Raw genomic sequence first — 20,747 nt, forward strand, 5'->3', positions numbered from 1 at the left:
TAACTTATAAAACTTTACGACGTTGAAAAAATTGGTTAGCTGAAAACTCATCTAACATCTTTTGCTCATTTTTTGCGATCAAAACACTGGCTTTAAGCTTTTGCTTTTCGATTAATTTAGCCACCGCTTTTGCCTTAATTTGCTGCTTTAACCATAGTGCTTTTCGCTGGGTAACAACTTGCTTTGCTGTATTTACTGTACTTGCTTGCTGACGAATAGCCTCTTCAATTTTAGCTATAAACGCATGATACTGACCAAATCCGGCACTCGATAAACCCGATTTACCTTTTAAGTGTAATTGCTGTGAATACTCCAACCTAAAGTTGTTTAGCCCTTGAAGCTTTTGTTGGTTTGCTTGCAAGTTTTGATTTGCTTGTAAGTAATTCATTCGCAAACTTTCTTCTTTATCGTTTTCTAGCTTTAGCAATAAATCGAGTTTATTTTTAGCCATTATGCTTGTCCTAATAACTGCGCAAGACCCTGTAAGCCATCGTCGTAACTAATTACATCTCGCATGCCTTGTTGTAAAAATGCATTTACTCTTGGCATCATATTTATCGCTTGATCAAGCATTTGGTCGGTCCCTTTTTGGTAGGCGCCAAGAGTAATCATATCTTTGTTTTGCTGATACATTGAATACACTTGCTTTAACACGCGAGCTTGCTGCATATGAGGTTCAGACACAACTTGCGGCATAACACGCGAAATCGACTTTTCGATATCTATTGCGGGGTAATGTCCGCTGTCGGCTAAATCTCGAGAAAGCACAATATGTCCATCTAAGATAGCGCGGGCAGCATCGGCAATTGGGTCTTGCATATCATCGCCTTCACTCAGTACGGTAAAAAAGGCGGTAATAGAGCCTTGTCCTTCCCCTCCATTACCTGCACGCTCAACCAATGCAGGAAGCTTTGCAAATACTGAAGGCGGATAACCCTTCGTTGCAGGTGGCTCACCTACAGCAAGCGCTATTTCGCGTTGCGCCATGGCATAACGCGTTACCGAATCAAGTAACAACAATACGTTTAGTCCTTGATCCCTAAAATATTCAGCAATGGTAACCGCACTTTCACAGCCTTTTAAGCGCATCAGGGGTGAAGCATCAGCAGGGGCTGCAACAACAACAGAGCGTTTACGTCCTTCTACACCTAGTATTTCTTCAATAAATTCTTTTACTTCTCGGCCACGTTCACCGACTAAACCAACAACAATTACATCGGCTTCGCTGCCTCGGGTCATCATTCCTAATAATACCGACTTACCAACACCGGAGCCTGCAAACAAGCCCATACGCTGGCCTTGCCCTACTGTAATTACGGAGTTAATAGCACGCACACCAACATCCATAGGTTTACTGATTGGTCTTCTTGAGAGGGGGTTTATTGTGTTTTGAGCAAACTTTAAGTGATGTTCGGCATTTATTTTACCCAGCCCATCAAGAGGACGGCCTAAACCATCAACTACGCGACCAAGTAGGCTCATTCCCACCGGTAAACCAGTGTCGTTTACTTGAGGAATGACTCTAGCGCCAGGTAACACGCCCGAAATATGATCATTTGGCATTAAATAAAGTGTTTGATCATTAAAACCAACAATTTCAGCATCAACAAAGCCGTGCATTGTTTCAATTTTGCATTGGCTACCAACAGGTGCACGCAAGCCTTTAGCTTCTAAAGTAAGGCCTACCACTCGCGTTAAAATACCGGCCACAGCCGGCGCTGGGGTTTTAATATGTTGTTGGTATTGAGATAAGCGTTCGCTTAAAGGTGCACGTTGCTGTGACATAACACGCCAAAAATGAAATTAGATACCACTATTATGCAAAAAACTATCCAACGTTTCTTTGACACGCGTTTTTAGGGTCATATCGAGTGACGATTGTGCTGTTTTCACCTCGCAGCCGCCGCGTTCAAGTGTTGGCTCTGCAACTAACTGCCAATTATTATCAGCAATAGTTTGCTCGCCGTAGCTCTCTTTAATAAGAGCTAGGTCGTCTGGGTGTAAATGTATGCGTACTTTTTCTTGCTCAGCATTAAGTGAATCAATGCTTTGCTTTAAGGTATGTAAAATAACATCGGGCGATGTTTTTACTTCTTGATAAATAACTGCTTCGGCTAACATACTCGCTAACTGTACTAATTGTTTTTCTGCTTGTTCATCTACTTTATTGAGTGGTGTGGTTAAGCTCTCTAAAATACTTTTTAAACTCGTTAATTGCTCTTCAACTAGCGGTTTAACTTCTTCATGGCCTTGTGTTTTGCCAAGCTCAACGCCTTCTTTGTAGCCAGCTTCTTTGCCTTCACCCACACCTTTTTCAAAGCCATCTATGTAACCTTGCTCATGACCCTGTTTAAGCCCTTCCTCATAAGCGTCTTGCCTAATACGCTCAAGCTCAACCATAGTTAATGAAGGTAGTTCTGGTTCTTGGGGTTCATCAGCGGGCATTTCCTCTTCAAGCTCTTTTTTATAAAGCTCACTAAGCGGTGTGCCATAAGCAGTAGAGCGGTTTCCAAAACTACTTTCATCGGGGGCTACATCAGGAATAGCCCAGTTTTTTAATAATTCATCGGCTTCATCAGCGCGAAGTGTACGGCCTTTGAGTTTGCTCATGGTTTACAAGAACTCCTCACCACCACCGCCACCAAGCTGAATTTCACCTGAGTCAGATAATCTGCGCGCAGTTGATAAAATCTCTTTTTGTGCAGCTTCTACTTCACTTATACGCACAGGTGCCATTGCCTCTAAATCATCAGCAAGCATTTCGGCTGCACGCTTAGACATATTGCCAAGTATTTTATCTTTCAATGCATCATCTGTGCCCTTAATGGCTTTCATTAATACGTCTTGCTGAACTTCACGTAATATTGCTTGAATACCGCGATCTTCAACGTCCATTAAGTTTTCGAACACAAACATAAGATCTTGAATTTGTTGCGACATTTCTTCGTCATGCTCACGAATAGAGTCCATTAACTGCCCTTCTACGTTTGTATCTAGGTAGTTCATAATATCTGCCGCAGCCTTTAAGCCACCCATTTTAGCTGCTTGCGCACCTGCTTGGCCGGCAAATTGTTTTTCCATAATTTCGTTAAGCTCTTGTAGAGCAGCTGGCTGTACTTCTTCAAGGTTGGCAATACGCATAGTTAAATCAAGGCGCACTTTTTCAGGAAATTGCGCAATAATTTCAGCGGACTGCTCAGGCTCTAAGTACGACAGTACAATAGTTTGAATTTGCGGATGCTCATTACGAATAATGTTAGCTACCTGTTTAGAGTCCATCCATTTTAATGAATCTAAACCTTTAGCCCCTGAGCCCATAACAATTTGGTCAATAAGACTCGCGGCTTTATCTTCACCAAGGGCGGCTGTAAGCGCTTTTTTAATAAAGTCTTCAGACTGAAAACCTATAGTACTAAAGCTTTGAATTTGTTCTATAAACAAATTATGTACAGCACTTATTTTAGCCTGCGATAAATCATCTAACGCAGCCATGGCCATACCCACTTTTTGCACTTGCTTTGGCTCTAAGTGTTTAAGTATTTGCGCGGCATCTTCCTCTGATAAACTCAAAAGTAATATGGCGGCTTTATCTACACCGTCTAGCTTATCAACATCAAACGCTGGCGGGAGTTGTTTTTGTTCTTGATCAGTCATCTTCTGTTAACCACGCTTTCACTACTTGTGATGATAGTTCTGGTTCGTTAGCTACAAGGGCACGAATTGCTTTAAGTAAGTCTTCATCGCCATGTAAATCTGGTAACTGCAGTGTACCATCACTTGAGAAACCAACCGAAGCAGAATCAAAGTCTTTATTTAGCATATCTAACGTACTGTCGCCAATATCTACACCAGAACTTAATGCATCTTCGTCGTACTCTTCAAGGGTATCGTCTGGGTAAATTAAGCGTTTAAGCATAGGTTTAACTACAGCCATTATTAATACAATAATAACTAGGGCACCAAGAACAAGGCGGGCTATTTTCATAAACCAGTCTTGCTCCCAAAGCGGTACTTCAATATCTAAATCTGTTGCTTCTCTTACAAACGGTACGGTGACTACTTCAAGCGCATCACCTCGTTGCATATCAAAACCAACACCGCCTTGTAATAAACGACGAATATTTGATAATGCCTCAACTGAGCGAGGAGCCATTGTTGTCTCGCCGTTTTCACCTACTTTAGGTAAATAATCAACAGCAACCGACACACTAATTCTACGTATTACACCGGTTTGTTGGCGCTTATGCGAAATAGTTGTATCGAGTTCGTAGTTACGCGTTGCCTCTTTATGGCTGCGTGTTGGAGAAGTGGCAGTGCCTGCTCCGCCTTGCCCTGCGACCTCAGGAATATTTGAATTAACCGGAGGCTGATTAGTCAGCGCACCAGGAATACCCACAGCTAAACCACCTATGTTACTTTCTTCAAATGTGGTTTCGCTACGTACAGCGGGTAAGTCGGGGTTGTAACGTTTTTGGGTTTCTTCTACAGCGCTAAAGTCCATACTTAAATCAACTTGGGCGGTATAATTACCTAGCCCTACAACCGGGATAAGTATGCTATCTATTTTTTCTAAGTATTCTTGTTCGCGCTTACGCTCAAGGTCGTACTCTTTACGAGAACGCGCTGCCAATGAACTTTGAGAGCCTGAATTTAATAAGCGGCCATTTTGATCGGTTACTGTTACACGAGCAGGCTCTAACCCTTGAACGGCTGACGCTATCATATCAACAACGGAGTCAATTTCTTCACCATCGAGCATTCTGCCGCGTTTAAGAGTAAGTACCACTGTGGCTGATGGCTTTTTTTCTCTACGTGCAAAAACGTTTTCTTTTGGTATAGCGAGCAATACTTTAGCGCGAGTTACATTGTTAAGCTCTTCAATGGTACGCGCAAGTTGTTGCTCTCGGCCATGCTTTAAACGTTCACGTTCTAAGCGTTGGCTTACACCAAAGCCCATATCTTGCATAATAATATCGCTACCCGATGTAGGCCCTTGCTCTAGCCCTTCGCGTGCCATTAATAGTTTAATATTTTGGTATTCGCTTTCATCAACCGATACGACATTTCCGTCTAGTTGGTATTCAATTTTTTGTGCATCTAAAAAATCAAGCGTTTGAATAAGCTCTTCTGTAGGCATTTTACCTAACGGACGCATATCTGGCTGGCGAGCCCAAATAATCACAAAAATAGCGATAGCTAAACAAATCGCTAATGCAATAACAAGCGTAACTTGGCGTAATACATCAACACCATTTAACGCACTTAAATAGCCCGATTTTTGCTCTTGTTGACTATCGCCATCGCTTTGCTCGAGTGTGCCACCAGCAAGTGCAAGGTCTGTAGATTGATTAGATTGCGCCACAATAATTCTCCACTACCTAGTTAAACAGGCATGTTCATGATTTCTTTGTAAGCTTCTACAAGTTTGTTACGAACCTGTACTGTTGCTTCAAATGCGACTGATGATTTTTGCGAAGCAATCATTGCATCGGCAAGCGATACACTGCGATCGCCCATTTCAACTGCTTTTACTTTTTGGCCTGTGTCTTGTTGTAGCTCATGCACTGTATTTAATGCATTACTTAACATATCGCCAAACTGTGCGCTTGAAGGTGATTGAACCTGAGTAGGCAGCTTATTTGCTTGATTACTGCGGCCAGCTTCTAAGGCCATTGATTGCATTTCTTGAAATACAGCGCTGTTTTGAATTTTCATAATTTTTCTCTGACGGTGCAGTTAACTCTTAAAGGTAATAAAGCACAAAGCATGCCAAATAAATAACCCTTTAAATACATACGGTTAACACTTAGATTGGTGAGTCAGAGTTTTGACAACCCTAAATTCGCAGTACGAATTTAGGGTTTATAGGAAGCTATGCTGGAAGTGAAATACCTAAGTCGCGCATTTGCGCTAATTTATAACGTAAAGTTCGCGGACTAATACCGAGTGTTTCGGCTACGTCTTTTCGCTTACCTTGGCAACGCGCTAACGTTTCTAAAATTATTCGATGCTCTTTATCTTTTAGTTCGTCTTTATAGCTGCCGGTATCTGGTGTTGGCAAATCTTGTTGAGGAATTACATCAGCACTTTTCTGATCGTAATAAGCGTTACTCAACGACTTTTTCTCTACTGTTTCACTTTTTTCAGGCTGTGGAATAACAAAGTTGCTCGGTGCTAAATTTTCAATAAAAATTGCATGCTCATTTATTGTATCGCCACTTCGCAGTATAAGTGCACGTTGAATCACGTTATCAAGTTCGCGCACATTGCCAGGCCACGCATGCGCAAGTAACTTTTGCTCGGCCACGCTATCTAAATACGCCATTGGCTCTTTGCTTTTAGCTATGTGGCGCTCTATTAAGTGTTTAGCTAACACAATTATATCACCAGGGCGCTCGCACAAAGGTCGCCACATAAGCGGAAACACATTTAATCTGTAATATAAATCTTCTCGAAACTGATTATCTGCCACTGCTTCTTTTAAGTCGCGGTTACTTGTTGCAAGTACACGTACATTTAACTGAATTGTTTTACGACCACCTAAACGCTCCACTTCGCGCTCTTGCAAAACGCGTAATAATTTAGCCTGTAGGCCTAAATCCATTTCGGTTATTTCATCAAGCAAAATAGTGCCGCCTTGTGCTTGTTCAAATTTACCAGGACACGCTTGAATAGCACCTGTAAAGGCGCCTTTTTCATAGCCAAACAAGGTTGCTTCAAGCATATTTTCAGGTATTGCCGCACAATTAATTGCTACAAAAGGCTCATTGCAGCGGTTTGATTTATCATGAATATAGCGTGCTAATACTTCTTTACCTGAGCCACTAGGGCCAAGCACCATAACACTTGCATCAGAGCGCGCAACTTTACTTGCCAGCTCTAGGAGTTGAATACTCGTTGGATCGGCAACAATGGGGCCATCAGTGTCTTTAGGTTTTTCAGGTAGGTAACGGCTCACCATGTTTAGCAGCACTTCGGGGGCAAATGGTTTTGCCATGTAATCAATAGCCCCTAAGCGCATAGCCTCTACTGCATCGTCAATTGTTGCATAAGCGGTCATCATCAATACGGGTAAATCAGGGTGATTTAATTTAATACTACGCAGTAAATCAAGGCCACTCATTGCGCCCATTTGTACTTCACTTACCACTAACGAAAATGACTCTTTTTTAAGTAATAGCATTGCTTGCTCTGCACTATTTGCAGCAACACATTCAATACCCGACATTTCAAGCGTATCAATCAAGGCTTCGCGTAAGCCCGCATCATCCTCGACAACTAAAATAGTGTTACTCATGATGATTCCTCTAATTTAGATGTTGTTTTAATGGGAAGTAACAAACTAAAGCAGGCTCCCCCGTGTTCATTATTAGCCACGTCAACACGACCTTGATGCGCATTAGCCACCGAGCTTACAACCGCAAGCCCTAAGCCTGTGCCTTGGCTTTTTGTAGTAAAAAATGGCTCGAATATTTTATCGCCTTGGCTTAAATCAACGCCTGGGCCATTATCACTAACACTAATTCGTACCATATTTGGGTCGTGTGAATCTGTTTGCGCCGTTATTTTTACCGCTGCGCCATTACCAATAACTTGAATACTGTTATGCACTAAATTTTGAATCGCGCTCGCAAGCGCAGTTTTATTACCAACAATTTGTATGTCGGGCTCAGGTAGGCTTACATCTAGCTCACTGTTATTTAGGGCTACCATAGCGTCCGCGCCGGTTTTAACCTCTGTTAATAACTGCTGCATAGAAACTTGCTCAACAACCTGCTGATCACCACTTTTTGCAAATAGCAGCATGTCGTTAACTTGGGTTTCTAAGTCTTTTAATCGCGACATTAATTTAGTTTGAAAGTTATCACGAGAGGCTTCTGGTAAGCGTTTTGAGCCTAAATTAGCAGCGTATAACATAGCCGCAGAAAGTGGCGTACGGACCTGATGCGCCAATGAAGCAACCATTTTACCCAGCGCACTTAAACGCTGCATATGAGCAACCCTTTTTTGCAATCGGCGGGTTTCTGTTAAATCGGTCATTAATATAAGCTGACCAGGCTCTGGAGCGAGTGCGGTTATATCAAGCTTTATTAAACGCCCATCTTTAAGCGACACTTCGTGCCCATCATCTTGATGCGGACGAAAAGAGCGCTGGATCACATTAAACCACTTCTCACCCTCTAGTGGTTCACCAAGCATATCTATCGCTATTTGATTCGCTTTCGCTATCATACCTTTGCCATCTAGTACCACCACACCTGCGGGCATAGTGTCTACTAAATGCGAAAGCCAGCTTGCTTGCTTACGCAGATCGCTTAACTCACCAATGTACTCCTCTTGAAGTAAACATGGGTTATACTGATTTGCAGAAATAAACTGTGGTTTTAACACGCTTGCAAGAGCCATAATCAAATCTCGAATTGATGTAGATACAGGGCTAAATGCACAATTTATACCAAATTTTATTTATATATTTTTCATTAAGTTACACACTAATTTTAAGCGACATAAAAATGACGCACACTAAAAGGGATCATAATGAGTGAGCAAAAAAAGTGCCGTTGTCCGTGGCTCGACACCACTAAACCAGACTACGTTATTTACCACGATGAAGAATGGGGCGTGCCACTTTATGATGATACAAAACTATTTGAATTTATTACGCTAGAGTCGGCGCAAGCGGGTTTAAGTTGGTACACCATTTTAAAAAAGCGTGAAGGCTACAAAAAAGCATTTGCTAATTTTGATGTGCACAAAGTAGCTAAATATACAGCACAGGACATCGAGCGACTCATGCTTGATGAAGGTATTGTGCGTAACCGCTTAAAAATTGCAGCAACTGTAAATAACGCTAAACGATTTATAGAAATTCAAAAAGAGTTTGGTAGTTTTAGTAATTACCAATGGCAGTTTGTAGACAACAAGCCAATTATCAGCAACTTAAATAGCATAGATGACTACCCTGCAATAACAGAGGCCTCTACCGCGTTTGCAAAGGATTTGAAAAAACGTGGTTTTAAGTTTTTAGGGCCTACAACGGTGTACGCACATATGCAGGCCTGTGGCATGGTTAACGATCATAGTAATGATTGCTTTAGAAAAGAAGAAATTATTAAGGCTTTTGGTGAATAAGTGACTTATAACCATAAAAGTGATCTGTTCACAAAGAGGGTAAGAGACGCTTCGCTTTAGAGAAGTAACACGTAAGTTAACTATGGCTCCTCATTTGCCCTCGTTTTTAAGATACGTGTTTAAGTAATTAAAAGCTGCGCTTTTCACGCGAGCAAGCTCAGCGTCTACCATCGTGGCTAGACTTACTTGTAGACGCGCTGCTTGCAGGCGTTCAAAAACATAGTTTCGAGGTGAGTGTTTAAATAACGAAAAGTCTTTCACCATTTGCATACTGCTAATCTCGCGACAAGTTATACTTTTTCATTTTTTCGACGAGCGTTGTACGCCTTACACCTAATATTTCCGCTGCGCGTGCCACAACATAATCAAAGCGTTCAAGTGCTTGGGTAATTAAGCTAATTTCAAGCTCTGCTAAATAGTCTTTAAGCTCAATACCGTCTTCAGGTAGTAATCCGCTGCCTTGTTGATTAAATTCAGCTTCGGGTTCAGAATCATAATCACTAAAACCAGTGCTAAAAATATCGTTAAAGGCATCTTTTTCTAAAAGCTCTTCTGGGTACTCTGGCTCGTAGGCATCGACTTCTATGTAACGATATTTATTTGGTAAATCAGGTACATCAACCACCTTTTCAGGAAACATAATAACCATACGCTCAACTAAATTAGCAAGCTCACGAATATTGCCTGGCCACGCATGTTCTTTTAAGCTCTCAACCGCGCGTTCTGTAAATTTAGCGGTGGTGCCACTTTGCTCATTAACACGGCGCATTAACTCTTTTAATAGCAGTGGAATGTCGTCAGCGCGCTCACTTAGCGAAGGGTTTTCAATAGGGAATACATTCAAGCGATAATATAAATCTTCTCTAAAACTCCCCTCTTCTATCATGTTTTCGAGGTTGCGGTGAGTAGCGGCAATAACCCGCACATCAGCCTGTATGGCTTTTGTGCCACCCACTCTCTCGTAGCTGCGTTCTTGCAACACCCTTAGTAACTTAACTTGCATTTGCAGCGGCATATCACCTATTTCATCTAAAAATAGTGTACCACCTTGAGCAAGTTCAAAACGTCCTTTACGCGCCGATATAGCCCCTGTAAACGCCCCTTTTTCGTGCCCAAATAACTCACTTTCAAGCAACTCCCCAGGTATTGCACCACAGTTAACCGGCACAAACGGCCCTGTATTACGCTTAGACAATAAGTGCACGTTGCGCGCAACAACCTCTTTACCTGTGCCCGACTCACCTAAAATAAGCACGTTTGCATCGGTTTTAGCCACTTGCTCAATTAAAAAGCGTACGTCTTTAACTGCATCAGTTTCACCTACTAAACCATCAAATGATTTATGAGGTTTATGGCCTTTATGGTCAGTTGGTAACATACGTTGATACTGCTGGCAATCGTGCAGCAATTGCGTGGTTACTTCGTGATTAAAAGGCTCACAAATTAAGCCTACAACATTTGCAATACTTAGTAGTGGCTTAAGTGTTTCACCAATTAATAAAAAAGGGAGTATTGGGTAGCGTTTAATTAAGCTTTCGTGATCTAAGCTTTGCAATGCACCTAAAATGACTATGCATTCTTGCTGCTGATACTTACTGCATATTTGCTCAAAGCTAGATTCATCTAGCAATTGTACAGCCTCACCTATAAAGGTAAGTGATGCGTTTAATCCTATTGAGCGATTGTTATTATTATCTAAAATCAAGATCATAGTTAGCGAGCCGTACTTTCACTAATTTATTTAATTAGTTAAATTGTAAGCCAGTTAAGCGTGGATGCAAGCGATAGCGGCAGTTTTTTGACATAAACGCCAAAAAACAGACGGACTAGTAAAATCAATCATACTTAAGAATTAATCATTAAGTATCAATTTATAAAAACCTTATATAAAAGCTAACTAAAAATTTTAAAGTACAAATTACCCAATATACAAAATATATAAGCTATTATTTACTTAAGTTGAAAGTAACAATGCCGATAACTATACAAATGTAAAACGCTTGGCATTAATATTGCTTTTATTTTGGTATAAGTTTTACATAATTTTAGTAGTTAAATTTTAGGATTTTCCCATGGCACATGTCTCACTGAAAAAATACAGTCAAGTTCGTGCAAGTAACATTGCAGAAATGGCGCCGTATGAACAAATAAACCTTATTTTTAGTAATATTATTGGTCGCTTAGCTGCTACTAAGGGTTTTATTGAACGCAAAGAAATAGAAAAAAAAGGCGAAAACCTCTCAGCATGCATTTTATTATTAGGTGCACTGCAAGATGCGCTTAACTTAGAAGTAGAACAAGATCCTAGTATTTCTGATAATTTATTGGCGCTATACGCCTACTGCCAGCGCAAATTAACGCAAGCGAATATAAATAATGATATTGAAGCAGTTGTTGAAGTTTCAAGCATCATTAAAGAAATAAAAGAAGGTTGGGATAGTATTCCAGCAGATCAACGCAGTCCTGCGGTATAAGGCTATGGGTCAAAGCCTTTCAGTTAAAGCAGAGCATATTCATGCGCTGCTTAATAATATTGAAGCATTAGTACAAAGCAATAAAGCAGATGAAGCCAAGCCAATTATGGATACTTTAAATAGTGAACTTAAAAGCTGGTGCGAAAGTGATACACCACCAAACACTCAAGAATTAGAGACTATACAAGCTGTTATAAACGCTATAAGCAAGCAGGCTATAGCTGCAAAAAATGAATCATCTAAAGCTATAATTAAGCAAAAAAAATCGGGCAAAGCAATCTCAGCATATAAATCGGTTTAATTGCTCTCATGTAAATAGCAGGCATAAAAAAACCGTTTTTTTTAAACGGTTTTTTTGTGATCACAACTAGTATTAAGAGTTATTACTCACTACACCAGGCATATTTTCAAGCTGAGCTTGCACATAGCTACTAGTAGAGTTTAGGCTCGCTACCAATAAGTCCATGGCGTTGTATTGAGCGTATAATCTATCAGATAACGACTCCATCTTGCTAGCAAGGCTGAGGCGCTGATCATCTAAATCGTCTAATTGATTTGTTTTACTGTCTATACGGTTTTGGATAATACCATCTGAGTCTGTATAAAAGCTCATTAGCTCATCAAACGATTGGGCAAAACCACCTTCGTCTTCATCTGTGCCAATAAAAAACTGCTGCACTAAATCTACATTTGAGTCTATTTGCTCATTTAGTGTTTCTGTATTAAGTGTTAAAACACCGTAGCGGTCCGTTTCGACACCTAATTGAGATAGGGACAATGAATTACCATCACCTAAATCAACTGATTCAGTTATTTCACTACGTAGTTTTGACATAACACCACGAAGGAGTGAATCACCCGCCATTACACCTGCGCCAGCTTCACTAGATGCGCCTAAATTGTTACTAAGTTCTAGCAACTCATTATAGCTTTCGATAAAGCTATTTAAACCTGCTTGTATATTATTATTATTTTCAGTGACTGAAATATCACTTATATCGTCATCAGCATCATGCAATTTTTTAGCGGTAATATCCACGCCATCAATTACATTACTAAACTCATTCGTATTGCTTGATACCGTTAATGTGCCATCAATCGTTATTTGGGCATTTTGTGCAGCGTTTACTTCAGTCAAGTTGGTAGTATGGTTTAGCGGGTCTGCGTCAGATACATCGTAAGCTAACCGTGAAAGCCCGCCAGTGTCAGTATTATTACCATCGTCATCTTGTACGGTAATAGTAATTGCATTGTCTTCACCAGTTTCTTTACTAGTAAGTACTAAATGCTGGCCTGAGTCACTGGTTACTATAGTCGCCACCACCGAGTCGTTACTGTCATTGCCTGTAAAAGGGCCGTTATTAATTTGGTCGCGTAAATCTTCTAAAGTATTAGTTGCCGATAAAACAGTAGAAAAACTGTTTTCACCAGAGCCTATTGTAATTATACCGGCGCCAATAGCTTCATCGACTGCAAATGCAGGAGATGATAATTTATGCGCTTGTGCTAATGCATCTACCTTTACATTGTAGCTACCTGGTTGAGCGTCTTGATCAGCACTTATCGATATAAAATCATCATTACCAGATGCTGTACGCTTTTGATAATTATCGCTGTCGCCTAAAGCTTCCATTGATGTTTGTACTTTTTCAAGAGCAGATTTTAATGCTCCAACGGCCGATATATCAGTAGTTAAATTACTTTCGGTAGTATTTAAACGAGCTTCAGCAGGGGCCTGCTCAGCATTAACTAATGCATCCACAATGTCTGATACCGCTAAGCCAGAGCCCAAACCATTAAACGAAATAGACATACTTCACCTCTTTAAATACCTAAAAATAAGCTAACTAAATATACGAGTAACAATAGCCGCTAAACAGTTTGATCTATCAAAATACCGGCTGACTCAGAAAGCTTTGACACTAAACTCAACACTTCTTCCGAGGGGTACTGCTTAATTACATCACCACTGGTTTTATCTAGTATTTTAATTACATCACGCCCTGAATCTTCATCAACTTGAAACTGCAGGCTACGGTTCATTTCACCCATAAAGTCTTGCAATTGCTGCGCCACTTTTTCAAGCTGTTCACGCTCAAGCTGTTGGTTTTGCGAACTATTAGTCTTAGTTCCTTGTTGTGCGTATTGATTGTTTAACTGATTTTGTGGGCCTTGTTCATCCGTTTTATTTACGTCATCAACAGCTCGCTGAGTCAATACTGAGCCAGCCTGCCCTATTTGTTTATCTTCACCAGCTAACGGTGTTGATGCTATCGTAACTTCTGCGTTTGAAGTAATGGTATTCATAACGCCTCCTAACTTTGCCGAACTTGTATAGTTATTAGACTAACAATAGCTTAATTTATACCCTTAAACCACAAAAGGAGGTAGCTAAAGCCACCTCCTTGTTTTTTAAAACTAATACTGACTTTTTGTACTAGCTAGCTACCCATTAAGCTATAAGGTTTTACTTATTAACCTAATAAGCTAAGTGCTGTTTGTGGTAACTGATTCGCTTGCGATAAAATTGACGTACCTGCTTGTTGCAAGATTTGGTTTTTAGTCATCTCTGCTGTTTCAGTTGCAAAGTCTGTATCTTGAATACGGCTACGAGAAGCAGATACATTTTCAGAGATATTAGATAAGTTACTTATCGTGAAATCAAAACGATTTTGAATAGCACCTAGATCTGCTCTCTGACTATCGATTTCTGCAATGGCAGAGTCAATTATAGATAATGCTCTTTGAGAACCAGCCTGAGAAGATATATCAACTGAATCAACATACTGCTCTGTAGATTGTGCCGTGATGGCTCCCGTCGTTTCTGTGCCTCCACTTACAGTGAATGATTTCTCAGATGAAAACTCTAAGCTTGAGGTCAGACTGGCTGCAGCACTATCCGTACCAACTGCTGCAATAGTCCCACCTCTTTCGGTAAGCGAAACTGTATTAGTAGCAACACCGTCTGCATTTTTTTGGATTGCTATACCATCCACACCACTAGCGTTTAATTGTACAACCGTGCCACTTACTTCTGCATCATAACCCAAATCTTTTAATTTTGCGGCTAAACCATCATTATCAAGGCCATCTAAAGCTATTTCTTTATCTCCAACAGTAAGTACCCCTGTAACTGAGCCACCCAAAGCAATATCCACTTTAGCAACAGCTGCGGCGTTAACACCTGATGCTGATGCATTAATTACACTAGCTGCCTCTGTTACCGTTGAGTCTGCTTCAATCAATACACTAGAAGAATCTATACCTGACGCAAAAACTAAAGTTTCATCAACTGTGCTTTTATTAAATTCAGCATCTGCACCTGTAACACCAAATACGCTACCCGCAGCAGTGTCACTAGCAAAAGAACCTCCAATTTCTTCCGCTGCTACACTTTTTAATGAAACATTAATTACCTCGTTGGCATTAGCACCAATTTGGAATGACTTAGTGCCGAAACCACCATCAAGAAGTTGTTGGCCACCAAATGAAGTAGTATCGGCTATGCGTGTTAATTCAGTTTGTAAAGCTGATACTTCTTTTTGCAATGAGTCACGGTCTTCTTTAGAATTTGAGCCATTAGCAGATTGTAGCGCTAGTTCACGCATACGTTGCAAAATATTGGTTGACTCACTCATAGCACCCTCAGCAGTTTGTGCCATTGAAATACCATCATTAGCATTACGCTGTGCTACTGCTAATCCGTTTACTTGTGAAGTTAAACGGTTTGAGATTTGCAGGCCTGCCGCATCATCTTTTGCGCTGTTAATACGCATACCCGATGACAAGCGTTCCATTGACGTTGCAAGGTCTGAACCTGATTGAGACAAGTTACGTTGAGCATTTAGTGAAGATACATTTGTATTTACTGAAATCATAATAAAACTCCTGATTACTTTCGTAATGTTTCTGTTTAGATTTAACCAAGAGCTGTCACAATTGTATGTTCAAGCTCTGTACTGATTAAGTTAACGGCAGGAGAAAATTTATCTTTAGCGTTATTTTGATTTATTCTTAAAGTAATTTATAAAATAAACCTAAACACCTAATTTTAAAAAGAATAATAAAACCACCTCCCCCTAAAAAAGTTTTTCATTCACGTACAGCGTACTATTTTTCGTCAAAAACTAAAAAGCACACCTAAAAAAGCGTGCTTTTTATTATAAGCTTTATTAGCTTGTTTGTTACTATCCACCCAACAAGCTAATTGCTGCCTGTGGAATTTGGTTTGCTTGAGATAGGATTGACGTACCAGCTTGCTGTAATATTTGATTTTTTGTCATCTCTGCTGTTTCAGTTGCAAAGTCAGTATCTTGAATACGACTTCTAGAGGCCGATACATTTTCTTCAATATTAGCAAGATTGCTGATTGTGAAACTAAAACGGTTCTGTACAGCACCAAGATCAGATCTTTGTCCATCAATATCAGCAATTGCAGAATCGATTAATGAAAGCGCTCTTTGTGAACCTGCTTGAGTAGATACATCTATTGAGTCAACATACTGCTCTGTAGATTGTGCCGTGATGGCTCCCGTCGTTTCTGTGCCTCCACTTACAGTGAATGATTTCTCAGATGAAAACTCTAAGCTTGAGGTCAGACTGGCTGCAGCACTATCCGTACCAACTGCTGCAATAGTCCCACCTCTTTCGGTAAGCGAAACTGTATTAGTAGCAACACCGTCTGCATTTTTTTGGATTGCTATACCATCCACACCACTAGCGTTTAATTGTACAACCGTGCCACTTACTTCTGCATCATAACCCAAATCTTTTAATTTTGCGGCTAAACCATCATTATCAAGGCCATCTAAAGCTATTTCTTTATCTCCAACAGTAAGTACCCCTGTAACTGAGCCACCCAAAGCAATATCCACTTTAGCAACAGCTGCGGCGTTAACACCTGATGCTGATGCATTAATTACACTAGCTGCCTCTGTTACCGTTGAGTCTGCTTCAATCAATACACTAGAAGAATCTATACCTGACGCAAAAACTAAAGTTTCATCAACTGTGCTTTTATTAAATTCAGCATCTGCACCTGTAACACCAAATACGCTACCCGCAGCAGTGTCACTAGCAAAAGAACCTCCAATTTCTTCCGCTGCTACACTTTTTAATGAAAGGTTTATGATTTCATTAGCATTTGCACCTACTTGAAATGACTTTGTACCATAACTTCCATCAAGTAATTGCTGACCACCAAATGAGGTTGTATCTGCAATACGTGTTAGCTCAACTTGAAGGGCTGACACTTCTTTTTGCAGCGCTTCGCGGTCTTCTGTTGAGTTTGAACCATTTGCCGATTGCAGAGCAAGTTCACGCATACGCTGAAGTATGTTAGTTGACTCACTCATTGCGCCCTCTGCTGTTTGCGCCATTGAGATACCATCGTTGGCATTACGTTGAGCAACTGATAAACCATTAATTTGTGATGTTAAACGGTTTGAAATTTGCAGGCCTGCCGCATCATCTTTTGCGCTATTGATACGCATACCTGATGACAAGCGCTCCATTGAGGTTGCTAGGCCTTCGCCAGATTTTGTTAGGTTACGTTGTGCGTTTAGTGACGACACATTAGTATTTACTGTTAATGCCATTTTACCATCTCCTAGGTTTAAACAGAGTGTGGTTCAACACGTTTTAACAGGAACCACTATTCGATAATTTCTTACTATTAGAAAAGCATTTACTGTGCCAACTTTTAAATGAATATAACCACATGTTTTTAAAGTGTTTTCAATAAAAATATCAAACGTTAATAATAAGTTATCTATTTAGCGGGAGTGACGACAATTTATTGCCGCTATTTTGAGGGAGGTTTTTGCCGCTTTGTATTAACTAAAGCGGCAAGGTATTTCTGCTTATAATCAGTTTATAAGTAATCAAATAAAGAAAGGTTAGTTAAACGGCCAAACGTGGCTTGTGATGCTTGTAGTGCAGTTTCTTGTTTAGTGAGCTCACTAATGGCTTCTGCCATGTCTACTTCAACTAAGTCAGAGAGATTACTTTTGTTTTGAATATCTTGTGCAAGGTTAGACTCGCTAACTCTTTCAAGTGCATTCATACGCCCACCTAAACTTGCTTGCGTAAAAACAACTTGCTCGCTGGCGTTTTGTAATTGCACTAAACCATCGGCTAAAACTTGCTGAAAGTCATCACCTTCAAGTGTGCCGTCATTTAAACCTGTAATAAGCGATTGCAAGGTATTAAGTACATTTTCTTTACCTGGCTTTTCAAGGCTAAAATCGAGTTGGCCTGGTGCTGTGCCTTCAAATTCAATTTTCATACCTGCAAAGTCGATAGGCTCATCAGTAACTTCACCCGTTACTGTTGGTGTTAGTGGAGCACCATCTCTGTATATTTCGTAAGTTTGGGGATCGTCAGCCGTAGCACCCGGGCTTACAAGTACACTATATGTATTTGCAGTCGCTGAGGCTGTTGGGTCTGCGTTGTAATTTGCTTGATGGAAGCTATCAAACTCAGTTTGGCCATCAACATAAACACTTGCCGCTGTAATAGAACCCGAAACTGTGGCTGCATTTGACGCAACATTCAAGCGTGCATCAGTTTTCTCGAACGTATCAAAACCGTTATCGCTAGATTTAATACTTACGCCTTCAGCAATGGTAATTACATGCTGGCCTTGATCTCCGTTATAAGTATATTCACCCGTAGTAGAGTCAAATTGGTAAGGTTGGGTACTGTCTTGGTAGCCTGAAAAAATAAACTTACCGTCTTCTGAGCGAGTATTCATTAAATTGACGAGTGTTTTTTGTATTTCGCTCAATTCGGCGGCAATAGACTCTAAATCATCTTGTGTATAAGCACCATTACCTGCTTGAATAGTCAGCTCTTGTGCTTGTTGAATATTAGTATTTACACTTTGTAAGATGGTCTCTTCAGTTTCTAGGCGGCCATTTAATTGGTCAATATTTTTAGTGTATTGCTCATTAGTTTGTATTTTATTTGAATACAGCATCCCTTGCGAAACAGCAGCAGGCGCTTCTGAGGTGGTTAAATACTTCTCCCCTGTCGTTACTTGCTCTTGTGCATTAGCAACACTTTGTTGGTTGTCGAGTATTTTATTTATGTTGTTTTGGTACATTAAGTTATTTGATAAACGCATAATTACCTCGCCGCACTTAATAAGGTGTCAAAAATTTCTTGAGCTGCAGCCAGTACTTGCGCTGATGCTGAATATGATTGCTGAAAACGCAGTAAATTAGCGGCCTCTTCATCTAGGTTTACACCCGAGAGCGACTCATACCACGCCTCTGATTGCTCTGCTAGCGCATCAAATGCACTTGCACTGGTAATTGCTTGGCCGGTTACTACGCCAATATCGCTCACTAAACCTGAGTAAGCTTGATTAAATGTGTCGTGATTATCGGCCGTGGCCGTAGTTACTACATTTTTACGCACTAATTCGCCATTTTGTAAATCAGCTAGTTTTAAACCATTACGGTTATCATCAAAGCCGCCTTCATTAAATTCAAGTGTAAACGTGTCCCCAGTGGCTGGCGTGCCTTCAATGTCAAAGTCAAAGCCGTAGCTATCATAAGGTGCGCCTGCTTGTGCTAAAACACCTTCAGCTGGTGGTACTATGGTTATTGGTACATTAGTGCCATTACCGTCGCTAATTAAATAATCATTGGTACCTGCAGCTTTAACAAGGGTTATTTCACCGTTTGTTAAGCCTGGCGCCGAAGTAAAACCACCAGAGGTAACACTTGTTACCTCTCCTGCTGAAATAGTTGCTGTACTTGTATTGTCGATACTATTTGCTGTACGAATTGGTGAAGCAAGCGCTAGGTCTTCACCGCGACTGGTAGCAAGTGTAATGCTGGTAGCGGCTTCTGAGTTTAATTTTATTTGAAACTGATCGCCTTCAACACCACTCCCTGAAACGTTAATTTGTAAACCAAATGACTCTCCACTTGTAATGTCATCAGAGTTAATAACACCTGATGCTGGTATAGTAGCTAAAGAGGCGCTACCTACTGGTTCACCTTTATTGTCAATAGGTTGAATACTTACTTCATCAGCATTGGCGGTGTAGGTAATAATAAAGTCACTAGCCGGTAATTCACTGCCTTTACCGGGTTCTACTGTGGCTGTCATATTCGTAACACCACCGCTATTATCTTTATACGCATAAGCACCGACAGTAGGTATATTAAATATATCACCGCCTAACTCGCCATTAGCATCCATACCCAATTTATTTTGTTCGTTAAACGCATCGGCAATTGCCAACCCCATTTGGCCTATTTGGTTTTGTGCTGGCACTAAGATGTCATCTCTAAATGCGAGTAAGCCGCCAATTTTGCCCTTTAATTTACTTGAATCTATTTCTAGCGGCACAGCTTTGCCGCCATTTACGTCAAGTGTGAGTTCTTTAAAATTAGGATCAGGGTCGCCCGACAGTGAAAACAAGTTAAAAGTACCGTTCTCCATAACTAAAGACTCGCCAGTGCCCATAAATACAAGCTTTTCGCCATTTGGGCCATCAAGAGTTTCTATATCAACTAATTCTGATAGCTCACGAATTGCTAAATCTCGTTGATTGTAAATAGAGCTTGCGTCTGATGCGTTATTTGTTCCGTTTACTACCGCTATCTCTTGGTTTAACGTATTAATATTTTGAATTAATGAATTTGCCTCGTCAGAAAAAATCTCGAGTTGTTCGTTCACTATGCTTTGCTGCTCAAGCACTATGCCTGAAAGTCTATCCATTTGATCAACTAGGCTTTGCGCATCAGTCATTACCAATGAGCGAGCAACAGATGAAGAAGGCTGGTTTAATGCCTCTTGCACGTTGTTGAAAAGCGAATTGATACCAGTTGATAAATTATTAGATTCTTCAGAAAAAATGGTATCTACACGGTTTGCCTCAGTAACAAACTGATCAAAAAATGATTTATTAGAGGTATCGCGATTTAATTGCGATTGGGCAAACTCGTTCAAAAGCCTATATGTTTCGCCCCGCCCTACTTGATTATCAACCATAGTGGTAAATTCAGTTCGCTCACGTACGTAGCCCTCAGTATTTACATTGGTGATATTTTTACTGGTCGTTTGCAAAAGCTCAGAGCTTGAACGTACCCCAGCACTGGCAATATTTAATAAACTAAACGACAT

19 protein-coding genes are annotated in these 20,747 nt (G+C 40.5%); 3 read left to right on the forward strand and 16 right to left on the reverse strand.

What is annotated here, in order from left to right; genetic code table 11:
* Positions 1-4: 4 nt before the first annotated feature.
* The 8 genes from fliJ to ALFOR1_RS12145 form a co-directional block, all read right to left on the reverse strand.
* Positions 5-451 (reverse strand): flagellar export protein FliJ, encoded by a 447-nt coding sequence (fliJ, locus tag ALFOR1_RS12110; RefSeq protein WP_104643111.1) that lies wholly within the window; start codon positions 449-451, stop codon positions 5-7.
* Complete coding sequence (gene fliI, locus ALFOR1_RS12115; protein WP_058548554.1) at positions 451-1,785, reverse strand: flagellar protein export ATPase FliI; 1,335 nt, start codon at positions 1,783-1,785, stop codon at positions 451-453. The genes fliJ and fliI overlap by 1 nt, the downstream gene beginning before the upstream one ends.
* An 18-nt stretch (positions 1,786-1,803) precedes the next feature.
* Positions 1,804-2,610: a flagellar assembly protein FliH gene (gene fliH / locus ALFOR1_RS12120; RefSeq protein WP_104643112.1), complete on the reverse strand. Its 807-nt coding sequence runs from the start codon at positions 2,608-2,610 to the stop codon at positions 1,804-1,806.
* Positions 2,611-2,613: 3 nt separating this feature from the next.
* Complete coding sequence (fliG, locus tag ALFOR1_RS12125) at positions 2,614-3,654, reverse strand: flagellar motor switch protein FliG (protein ID WP_058548556.1); 1,041 nt, start codon at positions 3,652-3,654, stop codon at positions 2,614-2,616.
* Entirely contained in the window at positions 3,647-5,362 is a 1,716-nt protein-coding gene (fliF, locus tag ALFOR1_RS12130) for a flagellar basal-body MS-ring/collar protein FliF (RefSeq protein WP_058548557.1), read from the reverse strand. Before fliF ends, fliG begins: the two co-directional genes overlap by 8 nt.
* 20 nt (positions 5,363-5,382) lie before the next feature.
* The gene (gene fliE / locus ALFOR1_RS12135; protein ID WP_058548558.1) at positions 5,383-5,715 is read right to left on the reverse strand and encodes a flagellar hook-basal body complex protein FliE; all 333 of its coding nucleotides are present in this window, start codon (positions 5,713-5,715) and stop codon (positions 5,383-5,385) included.
* Positions 5,716-5,872: 157 nt separating this feature from the next.
* A complete protein-coding gene (locus tag ALFOR1_RS12140) occupies positions 5,873-7,297 on the reverse strand; it encodes a sigma-54-dependent transcriptional regulator (RefSeq protein ID WP_104643113.1) in 1,425 nt (474 codons plus the stop codon).
* Positions 7,294-8,406, reverse strand: coding sequence for a sensor histidine kinase (locus ALFOR1_RS12145; RefSeq protein WP_104643114.1), 1,113 nt, complete (start codon positions 8,404-8,406; stop codon positions 7,294-7,296). The genes ALFOR1_RS12140 and ALFOR1_RS12145 overlap by 4 nt, the downstream gene beginning before the upstream one ends.
* A gap of 132 nt (positions 8,407-8,538) precedes the next feature.
* On the opposite strand from ALFOR1_RS12145, the gene ALFOR1_RS12150 reads away from it, so the two are divergent.
* On the forward strand, positions 8,539-9,132 hold the full coding sequence (locus tag ALFOR1_RS12150; RefSeq protein WP_104643115.1) for a DNA-3-methyladenine glycosylase I: 594 nt from the start codon (positions 8,539-8,541) through the stop codon (positions 9,130-9,132).
* A 90-nt stretch (positions 9,133-9,222) separates the two neighbouring features.
* Here ALFOR1_RS12150 and ALFOR1_RS12155 read toward each other — a convergent pair whose 3' ends face one another.
* Positions 9,223-9,396, reverse strand: a complete 174-nt coding sequence (locus ALFOR1_RS12155; protein ID WP_158657445.1) for a hypothetical protein — start codon at positions 9,394-9,396, stop codon at positions 9,223-9,225.
* 10 nt (positions 9,397-9,406) lie between these two features.
* On the reverse strand, positions 9,407-10,843 hold the full coding sequence (locus tag ALFOR1_RS12160) for a sigma-54 dependent transcriptional regulator (protein WP_104643116.1): 1,437 nt from the start codon (positions 10,841-10,843) through the stop codon (positions 9,407-9,409).
* Between the two features lie 361 nt (positions 10,844-11,204).
* Here ALFOR1_RS12160 and fliS point away from each other — a divergent pair, with 361 nt between their 5' ends.
* Positions 11,205-11,606, forward strand: coding sequence for a flagellar export chaperone FliS (gene fliS, locus ALFOR1_RS12165; protein WP_058548563.1), 402 nt, complete (start codon positions 11,205-11,207; stop codon positions 11,604-11,606).
* A gap of 4 nt (positions 11,607-11,610) precedes the next feature.
* On the forward strand, positions 11,611-11,907 hold the full coding sequence (locus ALFOR1_RS12170; RefSeq protein ID WP_104643117.1) for a hypothetical protein: 297 nt from the start codon (positions 11,611-11,613) through the stop codon (positions 11,905-11,907).
* A gap of 72 nt (positions 11,908-11,979) precedes the next feature.
* Here the strand turns inward: ALFOR1_RS12170 and fliD are convergent, their stop codons facing one another.
* The 6 genes from fliD to flgK form a co-directional block, all read right to left on the reverse strand.
* The gene (gene fliD / locus ALFOR1_RS12175; RefSeq protein WP_104643118.1) at positions 11,980-13,419 is read right to left on the reverse strand and encodes a flagellar filament capping protein FliD; all 1,440 of its coding nucleotides are present in this window, start codon (positions 13,417-13,419) and stop codon (positions 11,980-11,982) included.
* A gap of 59 nt (positions 13,420-13,478) precedes the next feature.
* Entirely contained in the window at positions 13,479-13,913 is a 435-nt protein-coding gene (locus tag ALFOR1_RS12180; protein WP_104643119.1) for a flagellar protein FlaG, read from the reverse strand.
* Positions 13,914-14,080: 167 nt separating this feature from the next.
* Positions 14,081-15,487 (reverse strand): flagellin, encoded by a 1,407-nt coding sequence (locus tag ALFOR1_RS12185; protein WP_104643120.1) that lies wholly within the window; start codon positions 15,485-15,487, stop codon positions 14,081-14,083.
* Between the two features lie 306 nt (positions 15,488-15,793).
* On the reverse strand, positions 15,794-17,203 hold the full coding sequence (locus tag ALFOR1_RS12190) for a flagellin (RefSeq protein WP_104643121.1): 1,410 nt from the start codon (positions 17,201-17,203) through the stop codon (positions 15,794-15,796).
* A 275-nt stretch (positions 17,204-17,478) separates the two neighbouring features.
* Positions 17,479-18,732: a flagellar hook-associated protein FlgL gene (flgL, locus tag ALFOR1_RS12195; protein ID WP_104643122.1), complete on the reverse strand. Its 1,254-nt coding sequence runs from the start codon at positions 18,730-18,732 to the stop codon at positions 17,479-17,481.
* Between the two features lie 2 nt (positions 18,733-18,734).
* Positions 18,735-20,747, reverse strand: coding sequence for a flagellar hook-associated protein FlgK (gene flgK / locus ALFOR1_RS12200; protein WP_104643123.1), 2,013 nt, complete (start codon positions 20,745-20,747; stop codon positions 18,735-18,737).

The sequence above is a fragment of the Pseudoalteromonas carrageenovora IAM 12662 genome, from assembly GCF_900239935.1.
Taxonomy (GTDB): Bacteria; Pseudomonadota; Gammaproteobacteria; order Enterobacterales; family Alteromonadaceae; genus Pseudoalteromonas; species Pseudoalteromonas carrageenovora.

Coding starts and splice junctions, on each gene's coding strand:
- fliJ (WP_104643111.1), bottom strand. CDS start 451: ATGGCTAAAAATAAACTCGATTTATTGCTAAAGCTAGAAAACGATAAA.
- fliI (WP_058548554.1), bottom strand. CDS start 1,785: ATGTCACAGCAACGTGCACCTTTAAGCGAACGCTTATCTCAATACCAA.
- fliH (WP_104643112.1), bottom strand. CDS start 2,610: ATGAGCAAACTCAAAGGCCGTACACTTCGCGCTGATGAAGCCGATGAA.
- fliG (WP_058548556.1), bottom strand. CDS start 3,654: ATGACTGATCAAGAACAAAAACAACTCCCGCCAGCGTTTGATGTTGAT.
- fliE (WP_058548558.1), bottom strand. CDS start 5,715: ATGAAAATTCAAAACAGCGCTGTATTTCAAGAAATGCAATCAATGGCC.
- ALFOR1_RS12140 (WP_104643113.1), bottom strand. CDS start 7,297: ATGAGTAACACTATTTTAGTTGTCGAGGATGATGCGGGCTTACGCGAA.
- ALFOR1_RS12145 (WP_104643114.1), bottom strand. CDS start 8,406: ATGGCTCTTGCAAGCGTGTTAAAACCACAGTTTATTTCTGCAAATCAG.
- ALFOR1_RS12150 (WP_104643115.1), top strand. CDS start 8,539: ATGAGTGAGCAAAAAAAGTGCCGTTGTCCGTGGCTCGACACCACTAAA.
- ALFOR1_RS12155 (WP_158657445.1), bottom strand. CDS start 9,396: ATGGTGAAAGACTTTTCGTTATTTAAACACTCACCTCGAAACTATGTT.
- ALFOR1_RS12160 (WP_104643116.1), bottom strand. CDS start 10,843: ATGATCTTGATTTTAGATAATAATAACAATCGCTCAATAGGATTAAAC.
- fliS (WP_058548563.1), top strand. CDS start 11,205: ATGGCACATGTCTCACTGAAAAAATACAGTCAAGTTCGTGCAAGTAAC.
- ALFOR1_RS12170 (WP_104643117.1), top strand. CDS start 11,611: ATGGGTCAAAGCCTTTCAGTTAAAGCAGAGCATATTCATGCGCTGCTT.
- fliD (WP_104643118.1), bottom strand. CDS start 13,419: ATGTCTATTTCGTTTAATGGTTTGGGCTCTGGCTTAGCGGTATCAGAC.
- ALFOR1_RS12180 (WP_104643119.1), bottom strand. CDS start 13,913: ATGAATACCATTACTTCAAACGCAGAAGTTACGATAGCATCAACACCG.
- ALFOR1_RS12190 (WP_104643121.1), bottom strand. CDS start 17,203: ATGGCATTAACAGTAAATACTAATGTGTCGTCACTAAACGCACAACGT.
- flgL (WP_104643122.1), bottom strand. CDS start 18,732: ATGCGTTTATCAAATAACTTAATGTACCAAAACAACATAAATAAAATA.
- flgK (WP_104643123.1), bottom strand. CDS start 20,747: ATGTCGTTTAGTTTATTAAATATTGCCAGTGCTGGGGTACGTTCAAGC.